The following is a 25265-nucleotide window of genomic DNA, read 5'->3' on the forward strand; positions in this document are numbered from 1 at the left end:
AACTAATTTAGAGCGCACGCCCTGCGTAATACAAAAAGGCGTACGGATAACACTTTAAAGGGAGCTTCACTGCATGACGGACCATGTCGCTACAAAACCGATTCTTTCCACCCCCACAAAAATCCTGGAACTTGAACACCTCACTACTGCCAGTCTGAAAAAACTCATCAGTGGCGAAGTGCTTGCCATTCGCGTACCTGAATTTGCCAACGCAACCACCAGCGCACGGTTGATTCAGGCCATCGACGACACCGCCACCCTGGAACACTACGGCCATGAAACCTACGAAGAGGGGCGCGTGGTTCAGCACTTCTATGGTGTGCATCGCTGGGGCACCCCGTTCAACTCCACGTACGGCAAGGCCGCCGGCAGTGATGCCCAAGAGAAATATTATGCTGACGCGGCCCGTATGCGTGGCCTTATCGACAGCCTCTGTGCACCGCAAAAACCGCCCATTCAACAGCTGATGGAACAGTTCCAGGCGCTCTGGCCGCAAGGTGCAACAGCCGCTGCGTTCCAGGGCCAACCGATGTTTTGCGGGATCATCCGCGTCATGTTCCCGGAGACGGCGCACCTCTCGGAAACGGTGCCCCATGTGGATTGTCTGCCCCGTTCAATCGTGGAGTTGCAGCAGCAATTCAGCGCCAATATCTATCTTGAAACGCCGCCTTCGGGAGGCGAATTGATCATCTGGGATACCCAAGCCTTTAGCTATGACGAGGTCCAGCGCTTCGAGGGTGCCCAACTGCCCGAACAGTGTTTACAAAAACCGCTGCGCATCCGCCCGCGCCAGAACGAACTGGTGCTGATCAATACCCGCCGCCCCCACGCCATCTGCGGGTTCGATTCGGGAAAACGCGTGAGCATGCAGTCGTTTATCGGCTATACACCCGGTGAACCGTTTTACTTCTGGTGCTAATACTTTTATCGCTCGTGCACATGGACGTTTATCTATGACCCCCGAAGAATTCCGCCAACATGGCTATGCCATGATCGACCTGATTGCAGACTACCGACAGAACATCGAACAACGCGGCGTGCAGCCCACCACCCAGCCTGGCGAGATCAAAGCTGCCCTGCCGGCCAGCCCGCCTGACACCGCCGAACCCTTCGAACAGATCATGGGCGACGTCGAAAAACTGATCATGCCCGGCTTGCTGCATTGGCAGCATCCCAGTTTCTTCGGGTTCTTCCCTTCCAATGTGGAACTGTCCTCAGTGCTCGGCGATTGCCTGAGCACCGGCCTGGGCGTGATTGGGTTGTCCTGGCAATCCAGCCCGGCCCTCACCGAAATCGAGGAAGTCACCACCGACTGGCTGCGCGACATGCTCGGCCTGGGCAACACATGGAGCGGTGTGATTCAGGACTCGGCGTCCACCTCCACGCTGGTGGCGCTTATCAGCGCCCGGGAACGCAGCTCCGATTACGCGCTGATGCACAACGGCCTGCAAAACAGCGGCGCGCCCCTGATCGTCTACACCTCAGCCCATGCCCACAGCTCGGTCAACAAGGCGGCGATCCTGGCCGGGTTCGGCCAGAACCATATCCGCACCATCGCCACCGATGCACACAATGCAATGTCGCCCCAGGCACTGGCGCACGCCATCGAACAGGACCTGGCCGCCGGCAACACGCCCTGCGTGGTGATTGCCACCACCGGCACCACGGCGGCCATGGCGATCGACCCTCTGGATGCGATTGGCGAGCTCACCCAACGCCATGGCCTGTGGCTGCACGTGGACTCGGCCATGGCTGGCGCGGCAATGATCCTGCCGGAATGCCGGGCCCTGTGGGATGGCATCGAAAAGGCCGACTCGCTGGTGCTCAACCCGCATAAATGGCTGGGCGCGGCCTTCGATTGCTCGGTGTATTTTGTACGTGACCCCGAGCATTTGATTCGCATCATGACCACCAACCCGAGCTACCTGCAGTCCAGCGCAGACGGCCAAGTGCGAAACTACCGTGACTGGCGGATCTCCCTGGGCAGCCGCTTTCGCGCCTTGAAGCTGTGGTTCCTGATACGCGAGCAAGGCGTCAGCGGCCTGCAAGCGCGGCTGCGGCGAGACCTGGCCAATGCGCGCTGGCTGGCAGAGCAGATCGAAGCCACTGAACACTGGACACTGGTGGCCACGCCCGCCTTGCAAACCCTGTGCATTCGCCACGAACCGCCGGGGTTGGAAGGCCAGGCGCTGGATACTCACACCCGAGCCTGGGCAGAAAAACTCAATCAGTCAGGCGATGCCTACGTCACCCCCGCCCTCCTCGATGAGCGCTGGATGGTGCGGGTGTCCATCGGCGCGCTGGGCACCGAACGCCAGCATGTCCAAAGGTTGTGGGCGCGACTGCAAACACTGGTCTAAGTAGGCACCCGCTCACGCCGCATCCACCGCTCGAACGCCATGGCATTGAGCGGCCGGCTGATCAGGTAGCCTTGGGCGGTGTCGCAGTTCCAGCGTTTGAGCAAGGTGAGGCTGTGTTCGAACTCCACGCCCTCGGCCACCACCTTGAGCCCCAGGCTATGGCTCATCTCGATGGTGGAACGCACGATCACGCCGTCGCCGCTGGTGCTGTCGAGGTTGCGTATAAAGGACTGGTCGATCTTCAGTTCTTGCACCGGCAGGCGCTGCAGCTGTGCGAGGGAGGAGTAACCGGTGCCGAAATCATCCACCGACAGGCTGATCCCGCAGTTGCGCAACTGCTCCAGCACGCTGAGGGCCTGCTGCGGGTTGTGCATGATAGCGCTCTCGGTGATTTCAAAAATCAAATGCTCGGCGCCCACGTGGTATTGGGCCAATAGCGCAGTGACGCGAATGGCCAAGTCGTCATCCGCCAAGTCGTTCACCGAGATATTCACCGACAGCTGGATAACCAGCCCGCGCTGCGCCCATTCGGCAATCTGGCGGATGGCTTCCTCGATCACCCACAGCGTTAGCGCGCCCATGCTGCCGGTGCGTTCGGCCAGGGGAATGAACTCTGCTGGGGATACTTGCCCCAGCGTCGGGTGTTGCCAGCGCAGCAAGGCTTCGGCCTGGCTAACATTTCCGTGCCGCAGGTCAAGCTTGGGCTGGTAGCACAGGAACAACTCGCCTTCGATCACGGCGCGGCGCAGGTCGCGAATCAGGCTGATCTGGCGTTGGTAGGCGAGGTCGCGGTCCGGTTGGTAGATCTGCAAATGCCCCGGCAGGTTAGCCGCGTCGTGCCGGGCGATGGCCGCGCGGTTGATCAATTCTTCCACCTGCTGCCCGTCAGCAGGGTACGCGGCGATGCCGATGCTCACCTCATGGCGCACTTCGTCATTGCCGATGCGCAGGGGTTCGGTCAACGCCCCATGCAGTTGGTCGGCGCGGGCTACGGCAGAGTCGATCTCGGTGTTTTCCAGCAATAACAGAAACTCACTGCCGGCGATGCGCGCCGCGGTGTCGCTGGCCAGCAGGCTGCTGGACAAGCAGCGGCTGGCCTCGCACAACATGTGCTCGACACCTTCAGGGCCAAACCCTTCGTTGATGAGCCGGTAGTTTTCAATGCCTACGTACAGCAATACCACCGGCCGCCGTGCGCTGATCGCACTGCCCAGGCGCTCCATGGCCAGGGCGCGGTTGGGCAGGCCGGTGAGCGGGTCATGCAAGGCATTATGGGCCAGTTGCCGTTCGCGCAGGGCGATGCCGCTTTGCATGGCATTGAACGCACGCGCCAGCAGGCCGAACTCGTCGTGGCTACGCACCCGCACCGGGGTGCGGTAGTCACCGGCCCCGATCCGTTCAGCGGCTTGCACCAGCGCATTGAGCGGGCGTGACACGCGCCGCGCCAGGAATAACGCCACCGCCAGGGACACCAGCAGCACCCCCAGGGCAATCCCCATGAACTGCCGGTCCAGCGGCGCGAAGGATTCCAGCGCATGGTCCAGCGGGCTTTGCAGCAATACGCGCACTTCATCGCCCTCGCCGCTATTGGCCAAGGGCAACACCTGGCTGAGCACACGCTGGCCATGGAACAGCTGGATCTTCGCCTCGGGATCGACCTGCGTGCCATGCAAGAGGCTGATAATGCTTGGGCGCCAATTGCCAGGGTGGGTGCTGAACAGTTGCCCCAGATGGCCGTCCTGCACGCTGAGAAACGACACCTCCAGGTTGCTCATGGAACGCAGTTCATGGGCAAATTGCGTATCCATGGGAAAGCCCATGACCACGCGGGCGATAGGCACAGGCCCGAGCACATCCTTTTGCACCAGCAAATAGGGGCGCCCGGCCATGGCGACGATCAACATTTGCTGGCCGCTGCGCCGCGCCTTGCGCAAAGCATCGGCATACGGGAACAACTGGCCGCGCGTCTGCACCAGCAGGGTACTGACCATGACCTTGTCATCCAGGCCCAGCACCACCACTTCGCTGGAACTGACCCCGGTACCATGGGTACCCAGCGCCTCCAGGATAGGCACCGTGCGGCCACCGGCCACCGCCTGCTTGAACGGCCCATCGGCGGTGAGCCAGTCCAACCCGTACTGCAAGCGCCGCCCGCGCAGGTCCAGCAGGCGCTCGAACACCTGCCGCCCCGTGTTCAGCTATACGTCGGCCTGATTCTCCACCGCGCGGGTGGTGGCGGCCTTCACAGCAAAATAGGTGGCGGCCACGACCACCAGCAACAACAGCGCCAGCACCCCGGCAATACGGGTCTGAAACGTGTGGCGCCAGTGCATGGCCGTACCCTCGGGCCGTGCTCGTCGCTCTTGGCCGTGCTTTCCTGATGTCATACGCGTCCCTGCCGACTGCTAACCGGCGTCAAAAAAACATCCTTTTTTATGGGGGATTTTATTAAAGCAGGTTAGCTGGGACTGGGGATAAGTAAACCCAATAAATAGAGGGGGTTTAGCGTCACATTATTGACTCGATTTTCACCAAGCCGACTAGTTACCTCGTGCCCGCATGAAATCCCCCCAACGCCTCACCAGATAGTTGTGTTCATCCATCACCGAGTTCCACACCGCAATATGCCCCATGCGTTGCTCATAAGAGCCTCCATCGCGCACCTCTCCAATATCAATCAACGGCAAGCCATCGCTGCCCAGCAACTCTTCGCGCGCGGGTTTGCCCGCGTACCAGTAATCCCATTCGGCACTGCTCAAGTGGTCTCGCGTACGCGCCGGGTTGCCGATGTAGTAACCCTGGCGGGCCATCACCGCGCCAGGCCAGCCGGACAGCCACCAATTCAAATATGCGTAGGCCGCATCCAGCACCGGCCCCTTGGCATGCCGTGACAGGGACAGGCCGCCGAACCAGGCGCGGTAGCCCTCGCGAGGCACGGCCAAGCGGTATTTCACCCCCGCGCGGTGCAGACGCATCAAGGTCGGCGACCAAAGGCTCTGGATATCGATGCTCGGGCTGAGCATCAATTGCGCGGCCTCTTCATCATCCGACCAGAACGCGGCGAAGTGCCCTTGTTTCTGCTTGCGCACCAGAATGTCGGCCAGCACGTCGATCTCTTCGATGCTCATGTTGCCGATGTCCTTGAACGTGGCGAGGCCGGCGCCCTGCACTGCCAACGCTGCATCCAGGGCGCCGATGGCGGCGTCGCTTTGCAGCGCAGTGCGGGCGCCCCAGGCCGGGTCGAGCAACCAGCCCCAGCTTTCATTGCCATGACAGAAACCATCGGGCAAACGTTCAGGGCGGTAGGCGAAGCTGTCGGCGTTGTGGGTCAACGGCAACATACTGATGCGCTCAGTGACGGTGCTGCCCAGGCTGCCATCGTGCTGCACGAACAGCCGCTCACTGGGCACACTGCCGCCGCCCAGGCGGTCATCGGCCGAGAGGCGGCCGCGCTTGGGCAGGTCATTGATCTCGTGCCACAGGGCGATACGCCGCGTGTCGATGGGCTGAATCGCCCGCGCCGGCCACACAAAGTCCACGTTATGGAACCATTGGTCATACAGGTCGTAGCTATCGGGCTGCATCACTGCAATGCGCTGGGCCTGCTCGACGTCATGCACTTGGTACACCAGGCGAATGCCCAACTCCTGCTCGGCGCGTCTACGCAACGTTTCGAGCAGGGTCACGGAAGTGCCGAGGACGCGTAAGGTGATCATGCCGCGAACCGCCGGGAGAACACCTCAAAGGAGCGGCGCAACAATGCCGGGTCAAGGCCGCGCAAAATAAACACCAACCGCGATTGCCGGTCGCTTCCCGGCCACGCGGGCAAATGGGTCGGGGTATGCAGGCAGTGCTGCACACCATGAATGACGATGGGAGCGTTACTGGCGTTCACGTTGAGCAGCCCTTTGACACGAAGGATTCGTTCGCCGTGGCATCTTAGCAGCATCGACAGCCACACCCCGAAACCGACCCAGTCCAGCGGCTGATCGAAGGTCAAACAGCACACCTGCGCGGCGCCGTGGCAGGCCGTGGTGGTTTGATGCAGTTGCCAGCGGCTGACTTCCAGGGCCGGCTCGGCGCTGCGCAAGCCTTCCCCCAGCAGCAGTTGCTCACCGCTGTGGACAGCCTGGGTATCGAGGATCGGAGTACCGGCGTTGAGGGCCCGCAGGTGCGTGCGCAGGGGCTCGCAGTCGTCGACCAGGTCGGTCTTGCTCAGCAGCAAACGATCCGCTGCCGCCACTTGCGCCAACCACTCCGGGTGCAGGCGCTCTTGCAGAGCGGCATGGCTGGCATCGACCAGCGTGATGACCAGGCCGATATGAAAGCGCCCGCGCAACTGCATGTCGTTGTTCAAAGTTGCAAGGATCGGCGCCGGGTCGGCCAGGCCGGTGGTTTCCAGGATCACCCGTTTGAACGCCGGAATCTCCCCGCGCTCGCGACGCTGCAGCAGGCCAAGCAGCGCATCTTTCAACTCACCGCGAATCGAGCAGCACACGCAGCCGCTGGGCAGCAGCACGGTGTCGGGCGCGACCTCTTCCACCAGCAGATGATCGATCCCGACGTCGCCGAATTCATTGATCAGCAAAGCGGTGTCACCGAGGCTCTCGCCTTGCAGCAGGCGGGTAAGCAAAGTGGTTTTGCCACTGCCGAGGAAGCCGGTGATTACATTCAGGGCGATGCTCATTTTCTACCTCCACTCACTGTAGGAGCGAGCTTGCTCGCGAAAAACCTGAGAGCGCCGCGTTCATCCAGGCAGCGCGTTATCGTTAACGTTTTTCGCGAGCACGCTCGCGCCTACAATGGGTTGTGTTCCAAATGGTCGAGCAGGGTGGGATCGAGGGGATCCAAGGGCCGCCCCAGCATGCTTTCAGCTGCTTGCCAGAGTGGGTCTAAACCGCTCGCCAGTGCCTGTTTACCGGTGGCACCGATTAGCAGGTAAGAGGCACCTTGAAAGTCTTCGACCTTGAGCCGGAACACCGCCAGCACCTGGTTGATCGCCGCAATGCGGCGCAGGCGCTCACGCCGTCGCGGCAAGGCGTCGCCCAAAGGGTCGCTCCAATGCAGGTCTTCACCCAACAGCCCGCAGAGTCCACACATGGCTACACCCCGCTCATGGCATGACGTCGCCGGAATTCGGCCCCAGGGTCTGGCCCACGAACAGGTTGCCGCCGGGCTCGCTGGCCAGCAGTACCGCCACCGGCGCGACTTCATCCGCCAGGCCGAAGCGGCCCAGCGGCAGCTCGGCGGCCTTGGCGCGTTTCCAGGTGTCGCTGATGCCGCCCACCAACGGCGTTTCGATGGGCCCGGGGGCGATGGCGTTGACCAGCACATTGTCCTTGGCCACTTCCAATGCCAGGGATTTGGTAAAGCCGATCACCCCGGCCTTGGCTGCAGCATAATGGGTCAGCTCGGCGCCGCCCTTGATACCCAGTTGCGAGGCAACGTTAATGATCCGCCCCCAGCGCTGCGCAAGCATATGCGGCAAGGCGCGCTGGCTGGCGATAAAGACGCTGGTGAGATCGACGCGCAGCATGTCGTTCCACATCTCAATGCTCAGGTCGACACAACGCGCCTGGGTGAGCATGCCGGCGTTGTTGACCAGGATGTCGATGCCGCCAAAGTGTTCGACGCAGCGGTCGACACTGGCCTGGGCGCCTTCGACGCTGCCGACGTCGGCCAGGCATTCGACCACCTCGGCCCCCAGGTTGCGGCAGGTGATCGCGGTTTCAGCCAGACTCGCGGCATTACGGTCGGCCAGCAGCAGGCGTGCGCCTTCAGTGGCGTAGGCGCGGGCGATGGCGGCACCGATGCCGCTGCCGGCGCCGGTGATGACGGCGCGGCGGTGAGTGAGTTGACTCATAAAAACTCCTGAAAAAACACGGTTCCCTGTGGGAGGGGCTTGCCCCCTCCCACATTTAGGTTGAGCACGTCAGTCCGGCCAGCGCACGGTCAGGCCACCGTCGATCACAATGCTTTGGCCCGTCAGGTAGCTCGACGCATCACTGGTCAAGAACTGCACCAGCGACGCCACCTCATCCGCCCGCCCGACTCGCCCCAGCGGGATCGCCCGCGCCGCTTTCGCCAGGCCCTCAGGCCCCAACGAGTTCTGCGCATCCAACGACTGCGGCGTCTCGATCAAGCCGGGAATCACCGCATTGCAGCGAATCCCCAAGGGCGCCAACTCCACCGCCAATGAACGACACAGCCCCGGCACGCCGGCCTTGGCCGCCGCGTAATGGCTGTGTTCCTGCCAGCCATACACCCCACCGGCAATCGACGATATCGCCACCAGCGCACCGCCTTCGTTCATGTGCCGAGTCGCGGCGCGGAAGGTGCGCATTACCCCGGTCAAGTCGACATTGAGCATCTCGTCCCACAGCGCGTCGGTCATCTCCAGCAACGGCGCGCGGCGCAACAACCCGGCGTTGGCCACCGCGTAATCCAGGCGTCCGAAATGCTGCACGGCCTGCTCGGCCAGGGCGTCAACCGAGGCGCTATTGCCCACGTCCAAGGGCAGCATCACGCACTCGCCGCCCGCCGCTTGCACCTGCGACACGGTGTCCTGCGGGTCATGGGGGTCAGCCGGGTAATACCCGCCCACCACCGCCACGCCATTGCGCGCATATGCCACGGCGAGGGCTTGGCCGATGCCGCTGGCGGCACCGGTAATCAAGGCAACTTTGCGTTTCATCGAACACTCCTTACTGGACAGTTTCCGGGCGTACGTGGCGCGCGGCGAACATCAGGGCTCCGGACAGGAAGCACGGCAACGCACCGAACCACAGCGCGGCGGTCTGCCAGTCACTGCCGGCGGCCAATACTTGGGTGGCACCAAAGCCTGCGATCACTGCACCAATCGGGCCCATGGCATGGATGATCGCGCCGCCGGTGGCGCGGATGCTGGTGGGAAAACTTTCGCTGATAAAAAACAGCGCCGCCGAGTACGGTCCGATCAAAAAGAACAGGCCCAGGCTATACAGCCCGACCACCATCGGCATATTGCTGGGCCCAAACAGCATGCCGGCGAACGCCAGGCCGCCGAGCATCCAGCCAAGGCCGATCACATTGCGGCGGCCGATCTTGTCGCCCATCCAGCCGTGGCTGAGGTAGCCGCAGTAACCCACCAGGTTCGACAGCACCAGGATGATCAGCGAATTCTCAAACGAGATGTGGTGCACGCTGACAATGACCGACGTTCCCAACACGCTGAACACCTGGATGGCCGCCCAGTTGAGCAGCAGCGCGGCACCGATCACCAGGGTGGCACGGCGCGCCGGGCCACGGAACGCGGCTTTGAGGCCGGCTTTGCTGTGCTCGTCGTAGTCCACGCCGTAAGTTTCAGCGACGTTCTGTGCTTCTTTTACCGCACCGCTTTTGCGCAGTTGACTGATGCGCTGGTGGATCTGGAACTGCGGGCTCTCCTTGAGCTTGCGCGCCATGATCGCGATCACAATGGCCGGGACGGCGGCGAAGATAAAGCAGCCCTGCCAGCCGACAATCGGCAGCAACAGCGCGGTCAAACCTGCGGCGATCAATGCACCGACCGGCCAGCCGCCCTGCACCAGGCTGTAGATAAACCCGCGCCGCTTGGTCAGCCGCGGATCCTCTGAGGCGCCATACAGTTCGCTCAAGTAGGTGGCGTTGACGGTTTCCTCGGCATAACCCAGGCCGCCCAACGAACGGATCAGAATCAGCGGCGACTTGCCCCACGCGCCGCCAATGGCGGTGAGTGCCGAGCACAACGCGGAGCCGGCCACGGTGAAGATAATGCCGGTGCGCCGCCCCAATTTATCGACCACGGGGCCAATGGCAAAGGCCACCACCGCCGTGCCCACTGCCACCCAGGTCGCAATCTCAGCTTGCTCGACTTCACCCCAACCGAAGTGCCGGCCAATTTCCGGCAGCAAGGTGCCGAACAGAATGAAGTCATACACCGCAAACACCCAGGCAAAAAACGCGATCCAGGTGGCAAAGCGCACTTCCTTGGATGTCAGTTGCCGGGGTTTCCAGCCAGTCAGGTCAAGCTTGTTGTAGATAGACATGAATCGCGCCTCAAGGGATAGGGGTTGCCCTTCTGTAAGAGCGTGCTTGCTCGCGAAGAACGCACAGGCACTGCGTAAAACCAGGTGGCCTGCGTTATCGTTGACGACCTTCGCGAGCAAGCTCGCGCCTACCGGGTGGACGTCAGGTACGCGGTTGGCGGCGAATAAAATCGTCGGCGATTTCGTTGAAGGTGACGAAGCGCACGCCGGCATGGCTCTGGATGTGTTCGATCAAGCGCTCCAGCATCAACAGCACTTGCGGGCGGCCAGACACGTCGGGGTGGATGGTCATGGTGAACACGGCATGTTCGTGTTCGCGGTAGACCCAGTCGAACTGGTCACGCCACATTTCTTCCAGATGGCGCGGGTTGACGAAGCCGTGGCTGTTGGGGGCTTTCTTGATGAACATCATTGGCGGCAGGTCGTCCAGGTACCAGTTCGCCGGGATCTCCACCAGGTCGGTTTCTTCGCCGCGCACCAAAGGCTTCATCCAGGTGTCGGGGTGCTGGCTGTAGTCGATCTTGGTCCAGCTATCCCCCTTGCGCACGTAGTAGGGGTGGAAGTCGTTGTGCATCAAGCTGTGGTCGTACTTGATGCCTTTTTTCAGCAGCAGCTCGTTGGTGACCTTGCTGAATTCCCACCATGGCGCAACGTAGCCGGTGGGACGTTTGCCGGTGACCTGGGTGATCAGGTCGATGGATTTGTCGAGCACGATCTCTTCTTGCTCGGCGGTCATGGCGATGGGGTTTTCGTGGCTGTAGCCATGCACACCGATTTCGTGGCCAGCGTCGGCCACAGCCTTCATCTGCTCGGGAAAGGTTTCCATCGAGTGGCCCGGGATAAACCAGGTGGTGCGCAAGCCGTAGCGTTCAAACAATTTGAGCAGGCGCGGCGCGCCGACTTCACCGGCGAACAGGCCACGGGAGATGTCGTCGGGCGAATCTTCGCCGCCATAGGAACCGAGCCAACCGGCGACGGCGTCCACGTCAACGCCAAATGCACAGAGAATATCTTTAGCCATGGTGTGTCTCCTTAACGAGTCAGTACGGATTCAACGGCCAACGCCGCGCCTAACAGGCGTGCGTCTTCGCCAGTCGGGGCGCTGAGCAGCAACCCGGTGGGCAAGCCCAGGGCGTCGCGGCCGCTGGGCAAGCTGACGCCTGGCATGTCGAGCAAACTGCCCGGCATGGTCAGGCGCAGGGTGGCGAGGTTGGTGGTGACGAACAGCTCGTCGTCGGCCTCCAACGCTGCCAAAGGCGGGGCGACGTGGGCGACGGTCGGTGTTATCAACAGGGCACCGTCGAGGTCATCGAGCAATTGCTGTTGCAGCCGCCGACGCGCGTCGATCACGTGCAGGCGTTGACTGGCCGGCAGCGCGCGTGCGGCTTCGAGGCGGCGGCGCACACGGGGGTCGAGTTGCTCGGCGTCGGTGCTTTTCAGCAAGGCTTCGTGCAGGGCAAACGCTTCGAATGAACCGAGCCAGCCGTGCTCTTTGATCAGCGCCAGGGTGGCCTGGAACGTGGCGGATGGGCGCACCTCGATCAACGCACCAGACGCCCTCAGCTGGTCGGCGGCGTGCAGCAGGTTATCGCGCACGGCCGGCTCGATACCTTCCAGCGCGCCTTGCTCCAAGACCAGGCGCAGGCCCTTGAGGCTAGTGGCGACATGGCGCTGGCTTCGGCCATGGAGCACGTCGTCGAGGGCCAAGGCATCACGCACACTGCGCGTCAGCGGCCCGAGGCTGTCGAGGCTGTGCGCCAGAGGAAAAACGCCCTCGCGACTGTAGCGCTGGCAACTGCTGCGATACCCCACCACGCCATTGAGTGCCGCAGGGATACGGATCGAGCCCGCGGTGTCGGTGCCCATGGCAATCGGCACAATGCCCGCCGCCACGGCGACCGCCGACCCCGAGGACGAACCGCCGGGAATGCGTGGCTGATCGCTGCTGCTCGGGTTATGGGGTGTTCCGAAATGCGGGTTCAGGCCCAGACCGGAGTAGGCCAGTTCGCTGAGGTTGGTCTTGCCCAGGCTGACCATACCGGCGCGACACAACCGTTCAACACAGGGCGCATCTTGCACGGCAGCCGGCGCATGGCGACGGTAGGCAGCACCGGCCGTGGTGACACTGCCGGCCATGTCGAACAAATCTTTCCAAGCCAGAGGCACGCCGTCGAACTGGCTCAAAGGCTGCCCGGCGCGCCAGCGTGCGGCGGATGCTTGAGCCTCACGCCGAGCACGCTCAGCCGTCAGAGAGATGAAAACGCTGGGGGCCATGCTTGCATGAAGAAGGGCTTGCTCAAGCACCTGCACCGGATCACTGCGACCACTGGCGAAGGCTTCGGCCATGGAAGTGGCATCTGACATCAAGATGACCCTCTAAAACGTACAAATTAATAAAATGTACATTTTATAAAGGCAGCTTTCGTGCCAGTCTCATCGAGGCGTGGTCCCCACGCTTCAGGTTTTATCTGCTGAGGTACGGGCTAGATACCTTTTGATAAGGTGAAAAAAATTGACGAAGGGATGGACATGCGTCCCGAATGAAATAATGTATCTTTTATTATAAAATACATTTTGGTGCAGAAAAGTAACATCCTGTCCTGCACAGCCCCAAAAATGTGCCGCCGACGTGGCGCAGAGTGACAGCCCATCTATGAGAGAATCCCCGGCCAGCGTCCTGCAAGCCCAGAGCTTTTTACTTAGAGAAACAGATGAAAACAGTGTCCGCCTCGGCCTCCCGTTACGCGATGATTCACCAGATTTTGCGCGACGCGATCGTCAACGGCACCGCCCGTCACGGGTTGGTATTGCTTGAAGCGCCGCTGGCTGAACTGTTCGGCACCAGCCGTGTGCCGGTGCGCAAGGCGCTGGACCTGTTGCATGCCGAAGGGCTGATTTGCCGCTTCAATGGCCGCGGTTACCTGATCAATCCTGACGGCCTAAACATGGAGCCTCTGCGCCTGCCCTTGAGTCATGGGCACCTGGGCCTCAACCACGATGATGAGCTGGTGGACACCCGGCCATTGGGCGAGCGAATTGTCGAGGAGATCGGCGCGGCGCTGTCCACCTGCATCGCGTTCGGCCATTACCGCCTGGACGAGCAAGCCGCGGCTGACCACTACGGCGTCAGCCGCGCCGTAGTGCGCGAAGCGCTGATGCGCCTGCGCGACCGCGGCCTGGTAGAAAAGGAGCCGTACTCCCAATGGCTGGCCGGGCCCTTGACCGCCCGCGAAGTCACCGAAGACTACGAGCTGCGTGCCTGCCTGGAGCCCGAAGCCCTGCGCCAGAGCGCGCCTGACCTTGACCGCGACCTGCTCCAGGCAATGTTGCAGCGCGTACTCGACGCCCAGGCCAGCCCCCATTGCAGACTGGAAGCCATCGAACAAATTGAAGAAGACTTGCACCAGCGCTGCCTGGCCGGCCTGCAAAACCGCAAGATCGCCGCACTGATCCGCCAGGGCCAGAGCCCGATGATCATCAGTCGAATCTTCTACCGTTTACTGGGGATCGGCGCCGATCCTGCCATGTTGGCCGAACATCGGCTGATACTTGAGCTGTTGCTGCATGGGGCATTTGATGCTGCGGCGCTGAACCTGCGCGAGCATTTGCAGCGGGCCAGCCAGCGCATGTTGCAGCGCCTGAAAGTGCTCTCGGTACTCCCCGAACAACCGCTGCCTGCCTACCTGCACAAAATCAGCTGAGAAGGTGAGTGAGGCTTGCTCCCTCCCCCACCTTGGCCGCACCTCTCCCGTTATTTCATGCAAATTGTTGCTAACGACGCCCCGCCATTGAAACCACCGCAACCCCGCCCCATCTAACCTGCATACTTACTGATGCAGGTGCCCCATGAGCGACCAGCAAGAATTTCCAGATTACGACCTCAACGATTACGCCGACCCCGAAAACGCTGAAACCCCCTCGTCCAATACTGGCCTGGCGCTGCCTGGGCAAAACCTGCCAGACAAGGTCTACATCATCCCGATCCACAACCGGCCGTTTTTCCCGGCCCAAGTGTTGCCGGTGATCGTCAATGAAGAGCCCTGGGCCGAAACCCTGGAGTTGGTGAGCAAATCCGACCACCATTCCCTTGCGCTGTTTTTCATGGACACGCCGCCCGAAGACCCACGGCACTTCGACACCTCCGCCCTGCCGCTGTACGGCACCCTGGTGAAGGTGCACCACGCCAGCCGCGAGAACGGCAAGCTGCAGTTCGTGGCCCAGGGCCTGACCCGCGTGCGCATCAAGACCTGGCTCAAGCACCACCGCCCACCGTACCTGGTGGAAGTCGAATACCCGCACCAGCCCAGCGAGCCGACCGATGAGGTCAAGGCCTACGGGATGGCGCTGATCAATGCGATCAAGGAACTGCTGCCCCTCAACCCGCTGTACAGCGAAGAGTTGAAGAACTACCTCAACCGCTTCAGCCCCAACGACCCGTCGCCGCTCACCGACTTCGCCGCCGCCCTCACCTCGGCCACCGGTAATGAGCTGCAGGAAGTGCTGGACTGCGTGCCCATGCTCAAGCGCATGGAAAAAGTGCTGCCCATGCTGCGCAAAGAGGTGGAAGTCGCGCGCCTGCAAAAAGAACTCTCCGCCGAAGTGAACCGAAAGATCGGCGAGCACCAGCGTGAGTTCTTCCTCAAGGAACAACTCAAGGTCATCCAGCAGGAGCTGGGCCTGACCAAGGACGATCGCAGCGCCGACGTCGAACAGTTCGAACAACGCCTGCAAGGCAAGGTGTTGCCGGCCCAGGCACAGAAGCGCATCGATGAAGAGCTGAACAAACTGTCGATCCTGGAAACCGGTTCGCCGGAATATGCCGTCACGCGCAACTACCTGGACTGGGCCACCTCGGTGCCGTGGGGCGTGTACGGCGCAGACAAACTCGACCTCAAGCACGCGCGCAAGGTACTCGACAAGCACCATGCGGGCCTGGATGACATCAAAAGCCGCATCCTCGAATTCCTCGCCGTGGGCGCCTACAAGGGCGAAGTCGCCGGTTCCATCGTATTGCTGGTAGGCCCGCCGGGCGTGGGCAAGACCAGTGTGGGCAAGTCCATCGCCGAATCCCTGGGGCGGCCGTTCTATCGCTTCAGCGTCGGCGGCATGCGCGACGAGGCCGAGATCAAGGGCCACCGCCGTACCTACATCGGCGCCCTGCCCGGCAAGCTGGTGCAGGCGTTGAAAGACGTGGAAGTGATGAACCCGGTGATCATGCTCGACGAGATCGACAAGATGGGCCAGAGCTTCCAGGGCGACCCGGCGTCGGCGCTGCTCGAAACCCTGGACCCGGAGCAGAACGTCGAATTCCTCGACCATTACCTGGACCTGCGCCTGGACCTGTCCAAAGTGCTGTTCGTGTGCACCGCCAACACCCTGGACTCGATCCCGGGCCCGTTGCTGGACCGCATGGAAGTGATTCGCCTGTCGGGCTATATCACCGAAGAAAAAGTCGCCATCGCCAAACGTCACCTGTGGCCCAAGCAATTGGAAAAAGCCGGCGTGGCCAAAAACAGCCTGACCATCAGCGACGGTGCCTTGCGCGCCTTGATCGACGGTTATGCGCGAGAGGCCGGCGTGCGTCAGTTGGAGAAGCAACTGGGCAAGCTGGTGCGCAAGGCGGTGGTCAAGCTGCTGGATGAGCCGGACTCGGTGATCAAGATCGGCAACAAAGACTTGGAAAGCTCCCTGGGCACGCCCGTGTTCCGCAATGAGCAAGTACTGTCTGGCACCGGCGTGATTACCGGCCTGGCCTGGACCAGCATGGGCGGCGCCACCTTGCCGATTGAAGCGACGCGCATCCATACGCTCAACCGTGGCTTCAAGCTCACCGGGCAGTTGGGTGAAGTGATGAAAGAGTCCGCCGAAATCGCCTACAGCTACATCAGTTCCAACCTGAAGTCGTTTGGCGGCGATGCGAAGTTCTTCGATGAAGCCTTCGTGCACCTGCACGTACCAGAAGGCGCCACCCCCAAAGACGGCCCGAGTGCCGGCGTGACCATGGCCAGTGCGTTGCTGTCTCTGGCCCGCAACCAACCGCCGAAAAAAGGCGTGGCGATGACTGGCGAACTGACGTTGACCGGGCATGTACTGCCGATTGGCGGGGTACGCGAAAAGGTGATCGCGGCGCGGCGCCAGAAGATTCACGAATTGATCTTGCCGGAGCCCAACCGTGGCAGCTTTGAAGAGTTGCCGGATTACCTGAAGGAAGGCATGACGGTGCATTTTGCCAAGCGGTTTGCGGATGTGGCGAAGGTGCTCTTCTGACGGTTATGTAGTGCCTGAGCTGGCCCTTTCGCGAGCAAGCCCGCTCCCACATTTGGTCGCATTCCAAATGTGGGAGCGGGCTTGCTCGCGAAGAGGCCAGCCGGATCAACGCAAAACCCCGCCTTGCCACACCTTGTCTCATCTTCGGTTATGCTCCCCCTTCGTCGTGTATTAACGGAGCCTTCATGACCGCTGCCCGCCTGTTTCTCCCCTTGAGCCTTGCCCTGCTGGCCGGATGCGCCAGTGCCCCCAAGCAAAACGTCAGCGTGGACAACCAGAGCGCCTGCCCGCTCCAGCTTGAAAACGGGCAAAACCTGATCCTCACCCTGCCCAGCAACCCCACCACCGGTTACCGCTGGGCCATCCAGGACTCCGCGGGCGGCGTGTTGCGCGCCTTGAGCCCCGAGGTCTACAGCAGCACCGAGTCCGGCGTGATCGGCGGTGGCGGCCAGTCCACCTGGCGCTTCCAGGCGTTTGCCCCAGGGCAAGGGCGTTTGCGCCTGACGTCCCAGCAACCTTGGGAGCCGGAGGCCGAACCTGTCGAAACGTTTGACTGCGCCATTACGGTGAACTGATATGCCATGGCTGATCCTTGCCTTGATGGGCGCCGGCACCTTTGTCTATGGCTTGGCGACCCATGCGACGCTGCTGTGCCTGCTGGTCAAGCCACTGCCGGTGCTGGCGCTGCTGGGTTGGCTGCATGACGCGCCGCCCACCGAGTATCGACGCTGGATCAGCCTGGGGTTGATTTTCTCCCTGGTGGGCGACGTGTTGCTCGCCTGGCCGGGCGACTTGTTTATCTTTGGCCTGGGCGCGTTTCTGTTCGCGCATCTGGCCTATCTCAAAGCCTATTTCAGTGACTGTCGGCGCTTGGCGCTGCTGCCGCTGGTGCTGGCCCTCGGCGTGGGCGCAATCTTGCTGAGCATCCTGATCGCCCACGGCCTCGGTGAATTGCTGATACCGGTGGTGGTTTACGCGCTGGTGATCAGCGCCATGCTCTGGCGTGCGTTGGCGCGACTGGGCAGCCAGGTGCCCAAACGTTCGGCGTGGCTGGCGGCGGCGGGTGCGGTGTCGTTTGTGGTATCCGATGCGCTGATCGGCATCAACCGGTTCGTGCTGGCGTTCGAGGCGGCGCCGTATTTACTGATCGCCACCTACTGGCTCGGGCAGTGGGGCATCACCGCCTCTGCTTTCCATCAGACAACCCGCGCATCCGAGGAGCAACTTGGCTAAAATGCCGGCCTTTCCCCCATCGTCGCCGGAACAGCCGTGAGCAAAGAACCCGATCGCCTATTCGCCCAGCCCCTGCCCCAGGTGCCGGACTTCGCCTTTAACGAGGATGTGGTGCGGGTGTTCCCGGACATGATCAAGCGCTCGGTGCCGGGTTACCCCACCATCGTCGAAAACCTCGGCGTGCTGGCCGCGCAATTTGCCCAGCCGGGTAGCGTGCTGTATGACCTGGGTTCTTCCCTGGGCGCCGTGACCCAAGCCCTGCGTCGCCATGTACGCACCGAGGGCTGCCGGGTAATCGCTGTGGATAACTCGGCCGCGATGGTCGAGCGCTGCCGCGAATACCTCAATGGCCAAGACTCGATGTTCCAGGAGTTGCTGCCCGTGGAGGTGATCGAGGGCGATATCCTTGCCTTACAATTCAAGCCTGCCTCGGTGGTGGCGCTGAACTTTACCCTGCAATTTATCGCCCCCCAGGAGCGCCTGGCGTTGCTGGGGCGCATTCGCCAGGCGCTGCTGCCGGGCGGGGCGTTGATCCTGTCGGAAAAGCTGCGCTTTAACGATGTTGAAGAACACGCACTGCTGACCGACCTGCATATCGCCTTCAAGCGCGCCAACGGCTACAGCGAACTGGAAATCGCCCAGAAGCGCAGCGCCATCGAAAACGTCATGAAGCCCGACAGCCTCGAAGAACACCGCGAACGCCTGCTGGCGGCCGGGTTCTCGAAAGTCGTGCCGTGGTTCCAGTGTCTTAACTTTGCCTCGTTGATTGCCTTGCCATGATTGATTTGTCCCCCCTCGCCCGCCACCTGGTCGGCACTCCCCTGGCCGTGTGGGCCCAGGGCCTGCAAGCGCAGCTCGATAGCAAGATGGAAAAGGGTCATGGCGACCTGGAGCGCTGGCAGAGTGCGTTGGATGCACTGCCGAAGATCCAGCCCAACAGCGTAGATTTGCTCAAAGGCCTGGTGCTGGATACCGATTGCGACGACGCCACCCGTGAGCAAATGCACACCGCCTTGATGGGCCTAAGCCCGTGGCGCAAAGGCCCGTTCCATCTGTTCGGTGTGCATGTGGACACCGAGTGGCGTTCGGACTGGAAGTGGTCGCGGGTGGCGCCGCACCTGAACCTCAAAGGCAAGCGCATCCTCGATGTGGGCTGCGGCAACGGCTACTACATGTGGCGCATGCTCGGCGCCGGGGCCGACAGCGTGATTGGCGTGGACCCCAACTGGCTGTTCTTCTGCCAGTTCCAGGCGGTGCAGCGTTACCTGTCCGAGCCCAAGGCCTGGCACTTGCCGTTCCCGTTCGAAGACTTGCCGGCGAACCTGGAAGGCTTTGACACGGTATTTTCCATGGGCGTGTTCTACCACCGCCGCTCGCCCATCGAGCATTTGCTGGCGTTGAAGGACACCCTGGTCAAGGGCGGCGAGCTGGTGTTGGAAACATTGGTGGTGGAAGGCGATCAGCAACAAGTACTGGTGCCGGAAGACCGTTACGCGCAGATGCGCAACGTGTGGTTCCTGCCGTCGGTGCCGGCGTTGATGCGGTGGCTGCGCCGTGCCGGTTTCAGTGATGTGCGGTGCGTGGATGTGAGCGTGACCACGGTTGAGGAACAGCGTGGAACAGAGTGGATGAAGTACCAGTCGCTCAGTGACTTTCTCGACCCCGAAGATCACAGCAAGACCATCGAAGGGCTGCCGGCGCCGATGCGGGCAGTGATCATCGCTCGCAAATAACCCGCCGATCTTCTTGAATAAAGGGAGATCAAACTGTGGGAGCGGGCTTACTCGCGAATGCGGTGTGTCAGTCAAAGATAATGTGACTGAAACACCGCATTCGCGAGCAAGCCCGCTCCCACATGGGTTTTTTCAGCGTTAGTTAGATTGTGGCTTGGCTCGGCGGGCTTTGAAGAACTCGCTGAGGACAGCCCCACACTCCTCGGCCAACACCCCACCTTCAAACAACACCCGATGGTTAAGAAAACCCTGGGTAAAAAACTGCCCCTGGCTTTGCACGATTCCCGCCTTCGGCTCCAACGCGCCATACACTACCCGCGCCACCCGCGAATGCACGATCAACCCCGCACACATGCTGCACGGTTCCAGCGTCACGTACAGCGTGCTGCCCACCAGCCGATAGTTGCTGATCGCTTGCGCAGCGGCGCGGATCGCGACCATTTCGGCATGGGCGCTAGGGTCGTTGCCGCTGATGGGGCAGTTGAAGCCGCGGCCGATGATTTCACCGTCCTGCACCAGCACGGCGCCCACCGGCACCTCGCCCAAGGCCGCGCCTTGGGCGGCGAGCGCCAGGGCTTCGCGCATAAAGTCCTGGTCGCGGCTGCGGTCGATAATCGTGGCGGGGCGAATCTGGCGCATCACGCCACCTCGATGGCGGCCATCAGGCCGGTTTCCATGTGGTCGATCACATGGCAATGGAACATCCACACCCCAGGGTTATCCGCCACCAAGGCCACACGGGCGCGTTCGTTCTTGCCCAGCAGGTAGGTGTCGGTGAAATACGGGATCACCTTGTGGCGGTTGGATGCGAGCACCTTGAAGCTCATGCCGTGCAGGTGGATCGGGTGCTGGTACTGGGTCATGTTCTTCAATTCGAAAATATAGCTCTTGCCCTTTTCCAGCTTGGCAATCGGGCGGTCGGCGCAGGTCTTGTCGGTGATGTCCCAGGCCTGGCCGTTGATCTGCCACAGGCTCGGCGGCTTGCCGTTCTCGACATTGACCGACACCGAGCCGACCCATTCGAAATTGAAGTTGAGTTTCTCGGCATTGGCCAGGTCTGGCTCGGCAACCGGGTTGGCCGGCAATGCCGGCGGCCACACGGTAGGCGCGTCGGTATTGACGACCGAGCGGAAGGTGCCAAGGCGCACCGGACCGTTGCGCAGCGACAGTTCTTCGCCCGCCGGCGGTGCCTTGATCGCCAGGCAAATGCGCATGCCCGGGCCCAGCCAATATTCCTTGCCCAGCGGGCGCGGCTCGATGGGGTTGCCGTCCAGAGCATAGATCTGCGCTTCGACGCCAGGGATATTGAGGCGATAGGTCAGGGTGTTGTCGAGGTTGAGCAGGCGCACGCGGGTGATTTGCCCGGCAGGCAGATCGATGACCGCCTGGGGCACGCCGTTGATGGTCGACAGACGCCCAGCCGTGCCGCCACGCGCTGCCTCACGGGGGATGCTGAACTCGACGAACGCACCCTCCTCATCGATGTGCCAGTTCTTCAGGCTCAAGGTGCGTTCGTACTTGAAGCCGGTGGGTTCGCGCTCTTCCACGATCAACGGGCCGACCAGGCCACGGCCGAGTTCTTCACTGCTGCTGACATGGGGGTGGTACCAGTAACTGCCGGCATCGGGCACGCGGAATTTATAGTCGAAGTATTCGCCAGGCAGCACCGGTAATTGCGAGACGTAGGGCACGCCGTCCATTTCCAACGGCAGGCGGATACCGTGCCAGTGGATGGTGGTGGCGACTGGCAGGTGATTGATAAAGCGTACCCGCAGCCATTCGCCTTGGCGCACCCGCAACTCAGTGCCCGGCGCCGAAGGACCGAACGCCCAGGCCTGGGTCTTGTGCCCCGGCACCAACTCTACGTCCAGGGGGGCGGCGATCAGCTCGTAATCGTGCCCGGCCTCGGACTCAGCGACTTTCCCCAGCCAGTAGCGGTAGCCACCGCCGGCACCGACGCCTACTACGGCCAGGCCAGCAAGACCACCCAGGATTTGTCGACGGGAAAAGGATCGGGACACAACAACCTCGCGTATCTGCCGCAGGCCAAGGGCCCGCAAAGGGCAGATACGATACACCTGCGCCGGCTAAACAGTAAGGCTTCGCATTGCCGCACAGATGAAACATGGCTCAAACCTGTAGGAGCGAGCTTGCTCGCGAAAGACCTGAGAACAACGCAGGGAGCCAGACTCCCCGCGTCATCGTTAACGACCTTCGCGAGCAAGCTCGCTCCTACAGGTTAATGTGCGATCAGGCCTTGGCAGCAGCCAAAATCAGGGCTTTCATCTCGGCTACCGCGCCTTTGAAACCGACGAACAACGCGTGGGCCACCAGCGCATGGCCGATGTTCAGCTCGTTGATGCCTTTGATTGCGGCTACGGCTTCGACGTTGTGATAGTGCAGGCCATGGCCGGCGTTGACGATCAAGCCTTCGTTGAGGCCGCAGTTCACGCCGTCGATGATGCGTTGCAACTCGTCGGCCACTTCGGTCGGCGTGGTCGCATCGGCATAACGGCCAGTGTGCAGCTCGATGGCCGGGGCGCCGACACGGCGGGAGGCTTCGATCTGGCGTTCGTCGGCGTCGATAAACAGCGAGACTTCACTGCCGATCCGCGACAGGCGTTCCACCGCCGCCTTGATCCGCGCTTCCTGGCCCGCGACGTCGAGGCCGCCTTCGGTGGTCAGTTCCTGGCGGGTTTCCGGTACCAGGCAGATATGCGCCGGGCGGATGCGCTCGGCGAACGCCATCATTTCTTCGGTGACGCCCATTTCGAAGTTCATGCGGGTTTGCAGCACGTCCTTGAGCAGCAATACGTCACGCTCCTGGATGTGACGGCGGTCTTCGCGCAGGTGCACGGTGATGCCGTCGGCGCCCGCTTCTTCGGCGTCCAGCGCGGCCTTGACCGGGTCAGGGTAACGGGTGCCCCGGGCCTGGCGCAGGGTGGCGACGTGGTCGATGTTGACGCCAAGAAGAATGCGATTGCTGGTGGTCACGGAAGCGCTCCTGAAAAGGGAAAGAATCGGTGCACAGCATACACGGGGATGTCAGGGCTTTCGAAACAACTCGCGACTGACCAGCGGCCGCCCGCCCAGATGCACGGCCAGGGCCTGGCGCATCAGGCGCTTGGCCGCAGACAGCGCGCCGGGAGCGTGCCAGTCGGCTTCGCTCATGGCCAACAGTTCGGTGCCCTGGAACAGACCGGGCTGCAGCAGGTACACACGCTCAAGCCCCGCATCGACTTGCAGGCGATACATGCCGTCGGCGGCGATGGGCTGGCCGTGCAAGTCGTTGGCCAGTTCGAAGCCGTAGCCAAGGTCGTCGAGCAAACGCCATTCGAAAGCGCGCAGCAACGGCTCCAACGGACGGCCTTCAGCGAGGGCCAGCAAAGTGGCAGCGTAGTGATCGAAGACTGTCGGGTGCGGGTCTTCGGCGGGCAACAGGCGAATCAGCAGTTCATTGAGGTAAAGGCCGCTGAACAGCGCATCGCCATTCAGCCAGGCCGAGGTGCCGACGCTTTCCAGGCGCCCGACGTTTTTCAGCTCGCCCTTGCCGCGAAACTCCACGTCCAGCGCCACGAACGGCCGCGCCAAGGTGCCAGCCTTACCGCGCGCGCTGCGCAAGACTGCGCGCAGGCGGCCTTGGGGCGTGAGGAAGTCCACCAGCGCACTGGTTTCGCGGTAGGCGCGGCTGTGCAGGACGTAGGCGAGTTGGCTGGGGGCTTGAGTTGAGGACATAGGCTCTCGCTGCTGGAATGCGATTGTGACAACAACATAAACCTAATGTGGGAGCGGGCTTGCTCGCGAAAGCGGTGGGTCAGCCAATACATGTACCGACTGAAGAACCGTCTTCGCGAGCAAGCCCGCTCCCACATTTTTCGTCCTGCTGTGTGACTGGAGGCCGATTACAGGTCGCCGTAGCCCAGGGAGCGCAACGCACGCTCATCATCGGACCAGCCACCCTTCACCTTCACCCACAGGTTGAGCATGATCTTGGAGTCGAACAGCAACTCCATGTCCTTGCGCGCTTCGGTGCCGATGCGCTTGATGCGCTCGCCCTTGTCGCCAATGATGATCTTCTTCTGGCCGTCACGTTCGACGAGGATCAGCGCATGAATGTGCAAGGTCTTGCCCTGCTGCTTGAACTCTTCGATTTCGACGGTGATCTGGTACGGCAGTTCGGCGCCCATCTGGCGCATGATTTTCTCACGCACCAGCTCGGCGGCGAGGAAGCGGCTGCTGCGGTCGGTGATCTGGTCTTCCGGGAAGAAATGCTCGTTCTCCGGCAGGTGCTCGGCGATCACGCGCTCCAGGGCTTCAAGGTTATGGCCGTGCTGGGCCGAGATCGGGATGATCTGGGCGTTCGGCAGTTGTTCCTGCAGCCAGCTCAGGTGCGGCATCAGCTCGGCTTTGTCTTCGATACGGTCGGTCTTGTTCAGCGCGACGATCAACGGGCCGGTCACGTACTGCACACGCTCGAGAACCATCTGGTCTTCGTCGGTCCACTTGGTGCGGTCGACCACGAAGATCACCACGTCGACGTCTTTCAACGCCGCCGAGGCGGTCTTGTTCATGTAGCGGTTCAGGGCTTTCTCGCCGCCTTTGTGCATGCCTGGGGTATCGACATACACCGCTTGCACGTTGCCTTCGGTCTTGATGCCCAGCATGTTGTGGCGGGTGGTCTGGGGCTTGCGCGAGGTGATCGCGAGCTTCTGGCCGAGAATGTGGTTGAGCAGCGTGGACTTGCCCACGTTCGGGCGGCCGACGATGGCAACATAGCCACAGCGTGTTGCGGTTGAATCAGTCATGGCCATTCTCCACGCCCAGGGCAATCAGTGCTGCAGCGGCCGCTACCTGTTCGGCAATACGACGGCTCACACCCTGACCTCGGCTTTTTTCGTTCAATAAGGTGATTTCGCATTCCACGAAGAACACCCGGCAATGGGGCTCTCCCTGGATATCCACCACTTCGTAGCGTGGCAGTTCGCAACCGCGCGACTGCAGGTACTCTTGCAGGCGGGTCTTGGGATCCTTGTTGGTATCTACCAGCGTCAGGCTTTCGATTTCCGAGGCCAGCCAGGCGACAACGCGCTCCTTGGCCGTCTCCATGCCTGCATCGAGGTAGATCGCACCGATCAAGGCTTCCAGGGCATCAGCCAGGATTGACTCGCGACGGAAACCGCCGCTTTTCAACTCGCCGGAACCCAGCCGCAGGTACTCGCCCAGGCCGAAGCCTCGGGCCAGCACGGCCAGGGTCTCGCCTTTTACAAGGCGTGCGCGCAGGCGCGAAAGCTGGCCTTCTCGCGCTTGGGGGAAGCGCTCGAACAGCGCCTCGCCGGCGGCGAAATTGAGGATAGCGTCACCGAGAAATTCCAGGCGCTCGTTATTACGCCCTGCAAAGCTGCGGTGTGTGAGGGCAAGGACCATCAATTCCTGGTCCTTGAAGGTGTAGCCGAGCTGACGCTCGAGACGACTTAGAGAAACGGTCACGGTTTATCCATATCTAGTTGATGGCACCGGCGGCCATCGACGATTGACGCAGTGTTCAAATTAAAATCCTGATGGGTACCGGGCATCGGAAAATGTCCAAGCCCCAGAAAAGCATTCGGCGCTGTGTTCACAGCGCCGCT

General features: G+C 61.8%; 22 protein-coding genes and 1 pseudogene. 8 read left to right on the forward strand and 15 right to left on the reverse strand.

Annotation, left to right across the window (positions count from 1 at the left end; all coding sequences use genetic code 11):
- The first annotated feature begins 73 nt into the window (after positions 1–73).
- Together CRN80_RS02195 and CRN80_RS02200 are read left to right on the forward strand one after the other, a co-directional pair.
- Positions 74–919, forward strand: a complete 846-nt coding sequence (locus tag CRN80_RS02195; protein WP_098949475.1) for a 2OG-Fe(II) oxygenase — start codon at positions 74–76, stop codon at positions 917–919.
- 34 nt (positions 920–953) lie between these two features.
- Entirely contained in the window at positions 954–2360 is a 1407-nt protein-coding gene (locus CRN80_RS02200; RefSeq protein WP_098949476.1) for a pyridoxal-dependent decarboxylase, read from the forward strand.
- Here the strand turns inward: CRN80_RS02200 and CRN80_RS02205 are convergent.
- From CRN80_RS02205 to CRN80_RS02245, 9 genes and pseudogenes are all read right to left on the reverse strand, one after another.
- Positions 2357–4693: pseudogene (locus CRN80_RS02205) on the reverse strand (putative bifunctional diguanylate cyclase/phosphodiesterase). The gene CRN80_RS02200 and the pseudogene CRN80_RS02205 overlap by 4 nt on opposite strands.
- A 207-nt stretch (positions 4694–4900) precedes the next feature.
- Entirely contained in the window at positions 4901–6076 is a 1176-nt protein-coding gene (locus CRN80_RS02210; protein WP_032893382.1) for a PotD/PotF family extracellular solute-binding protein, read from the reverse strand.
- The gene (locus tag CRN80_RS02215) at positions 6073–7047 is read right to left on the reverse strand and encodes a GTP-binding protein (protein WP_032893385.1); all 975 of its coding nucleotides are present in this window, start codon (positions 7045–7047) and stop codon (positions 6073–6075) included. Before CRN80_RS02215 ends, CRN80_RS02210 begins: the two co-directional genes overlap by 4 nt.
- Before the next feature lie 110 nt (positions 7048–7157).
- A complete protein-coding gene (locus tag CRN80_RS02220) occupies positions 7158–7460 on the reverse strand; it encodes a hypothetical protein (protein ID WP_056789941.1) in 303 nt (100 codons plus the stop codon).
- Positions 7461–7473: 13 nt separating this feature from the next.
- Positions 7474–8223, reverse strand: a complete 750-nt coding sequence (locus tag CRN80_RS02225) for an SDR family NAD(P)-dependent oxidoreductase (RefSeq protein ID WP_032893388.1) — start codon at positions 8221–8223, stop codon at positions 7474–7476.
- A gap of 69 nt (positions 8224–8292) precedes the next feature.
- Positions 8293–9054, reverse strand: a complete 762-nt coding sequence (locus tag CRN80_RS02230; protein WP_032893390.1) for an SDR family NAD(P)-dependent oxidoreductase — start codon at positions 9052–9054, stop codon at positions 8293–8295.
- Between the two features lie 10 nt (positions 9055–9064).
- Positions 9065–10405: an MFS transporter gene (locus CRN80_RS02235; RefSeq protein WP_032893391.1), complete on the reverse strand. Its 1341-nt coding sequence runs from the start codon at positions 10403–10405 to the stop codon at positions 9065–9067.
- 142 nt (positions 10406–10547) lie between these two features.
- Positions 10548–11426: a polysaccharide deacetylase gene (locus CRN80_RS02240; protein WP_032893393.1), complete on the reverse strand. Its 879-nt coding sequence runs from the start codon at positions 11424–11426 to the stop codon at positions 10548–10550.
- Between the two features lie 11 nt (positions 11427–11437).
- A complete protein-coding gene (locus CRN80_RS02245) occupies positions 11438–12769 on the reverse strand; it encodes an amidase (protein WP_032893395.1) in 1332 nt (443 codons plus the stop codon).
- Positions 12770–13116: 347 nt separating this feature from the next.
- Between CRN80_RS02245 and CRN80_RS02250 the strand changes: the two genes are divergently transcribed.
- From CRN80_RS02250 to cmoB, 6 genes are all read left to right on the forward strand, one after another.
- Entirely contained in the window at positions 13117–14106 is a 990-nt protein-coding gene (locus CRN80_RS02250) for a GntR family transcriptional regulator (protein ID WP_032893397.1), read from the forward strand.
- Positions 14107–14251: 145 nt separating this feature from the next.
- Positions 14252–16672, forward strand: coding sequence for an endopeptidase La (lon, locus tag CRN80_RS02255; RefSeq protein WP_047712670.1), 2421 nt, complete (start codon positions 14252–14254; stop codon positions 16670–16672).
- A 185-nt stretch (positions 16673–16857) separates the two neighbouring features.
- Positions 16858–17247 carry a protease inhibitor I42 family protein gene (locus CRN80_RS02260; RefSeq protein WP_003188871.1) on the forward strand — a complete coding sequence of 130 codons (390 nt, stop codon included), beginning with the start codon at positions 16858–16860 and terminating at the stop codon, positions 17245–17247.
- A 1-nt stretch (position 17248) separates the two neighbouring features.
- Entirely contained in the window at positions 17249–17905 is a 657-nt protein-coding gene (locus CRN80_RS02265; protein ID WP_032893400.1) for a lysoplasmalogenase, read from the forward strand.
- 36 nt (positions 17906–17941) lie between these two features.
- The gene (gene cmoA / locus CRN80_RS02270; RefSeq protein WP_014717080.1) at positions 17942–18685 is read left to right on the forward strand and encodes a carboxy-S-adenosyl-L-methionine synthase CmoA; all 744 of its coding nucleotides are present in this window, start codon (positions 17942–17944) and stop codon (positions 18683–18685) included.
- Positions 18682–19638, forward strand: coding sequence for a tRNA 5-methoxyuridine(34)/uridine 5-oxyacetic acid(34) synthase CmoB (gene cmoB / locus CRN80_RS02275; protein ID WP_098949477.1), 957 nt, complete (start codon positions 18682–18684; stop codon positions 19636–19638). Before cmoA ends, cmoB begins: the two co-directional genes overlap by 4 nt.
- A gap of 138 nt (positions 19639–19776) precedes the next feature.
- Here the strand turns inward: cmoB and tadA are convergent, their stop codons facing one another.
- The 6 genes from tadA to rnc all read right to left on the reverse strand — a co-directional run bounded on the left by tadA (position 19777) and on the right by rnc (position 25125).
- A complete protein-coding gene (gene tadA, locus CRN80_RS02280; protein WP_098949478.1) occupies positions 19777–20277 on the reverse strand; it encodes a tRNA adenosine(34) deaminase TadA in 501 nt (166 codons plus the stop codon).
- Positions 20277–21659, reverse strand: coding sequence for a multicopper oxidase family protein (locus CRN80_RS02285; RefSeq protein ID WP_098949479.1), 1383 nt, complete (start codon positions 21657–21659; stop codon positions 20277–20279). Before CRN80_RS02285 ends, tadA begins: the two co-directional genes overlap by 1 nt.
- Positions 21660–21888: 229 nt before the next feature.
- The gene (pdxJ, locus tag CRN80_RS02295) at positions 21889–22632 is read right to left on the reverse strand and encodes a pyridoxine 5'-phosphate synthase (RefSeq protein WP_069558075.1); all 744 of its coding nucleotides are present in this window, start codon (positions 22630–22632) and stop codon (positions 21889–21891) included.
- Positions 22633–22683: 51 nt separating this feature from the next.
- A complete protein-coding gene (recO, locus tag CRN80_RS02300; RefSeq protein WP_098949481.1) occupies positions 22684–23373 on the reverse strand; it encodes a DNA repair protein RecO in 690 nt (229 codons plus the stop codon).
- Between the two features lie 167 nt (positions 23374–23540).
- Complete coding sequence (era, locus tag CRN80_RS02305; protein WP_028618988.1) at positions 23541–24443, reverse strand: GTPase Era; 903 nt, start codon at positions 24441–24443, stop codon at positions 23541–23543.
- Positions 24436–25125, reverse strand: coding sequence for a ribonuclease III (gene rnc / locus CRN80_RS02310; RefSeq protein WP_003188856.1), 690 nt, complete (start codon positions 25123–25125; stop codon positions 24436–24438). Before rnc ends, era begins: the two co-directional genes overlap by 8 nt.
- Positions 25126–25265 lie beyond the last annotated feature (140 nt).

The organism is Pseudomonas sp. FDAARGOS_380, assembly GCF_002591235.1.
GTDB classification, from domain to species: domain Bacteria; phylum Pseudomonadota; class Gammaproteobacteria; order Pseudomonadales; family Pseudomonadaceae; genus Aquipseudomonas; species Aquipseudomonas salmasensis.